This is a genomic window from Telluria sp. AZSoR62 (assembly GCF_058111565.1).
The window spans coordinates 1-438 of sequence record NZ_JBYTST010000082.1 but is presented as its reverse complement, the minus strand read 5'-3'; the positions used below and the strand labels follow the sequence as shown (position 1 = coordinate 438).

1 protein-coding gene is annotated in these 438 nt (G+C 56.4%); it reads left to right on the top strand.

Going from position 1 to position 438, the window contains the following annotated elements; translation table 11 throughout:
* Positions 1–438, top strand: a 438-nt coding sequence (locus AC3XQU_RS22960; protein WP_489876469.1) for a vWA domain-containing protein, incomplete at both ends; no start/stop codon positions are given.

Below are 438 nucleotides of genomic sequence, written 5' to 3'. Positions count from 1 at the left end.
AGCGGCAGCATGGAGAGCGAAGGAAAAATCCACAGTTTGAATGATGCTGTACGCGATATGCTCAATGTGTTCCAGGACACAGAGAGCGGTGAGACTGAAATCTGGGTTTCGATCATCACTTTCGGTGCACAAGTCGAGCTGCATCAGCCGCTGATCAGTGCTGGCGACATCCGTTGGCAGGACCTTTCAGCGGGTGGGATGACGCCGCTCGGTGTCGCCCTCAAGATGGCGAAAGCGATGATTGAGGATAAGGATGTCGTGCCATCACGCGCCTATCGCCCCACGGTTGTGTTGGTCTCCGATGGGCAGCCGAGCGACGATTGGGAAGGCCCGTTGAATGCGTTCGTCAACGATGGACGCTCCGCAAAATGCGACCGCATGGCGATGGCCATCGGTGCCGGTGCAGACGAGGCTGTACTCGGAAAATTCATTGAAGGT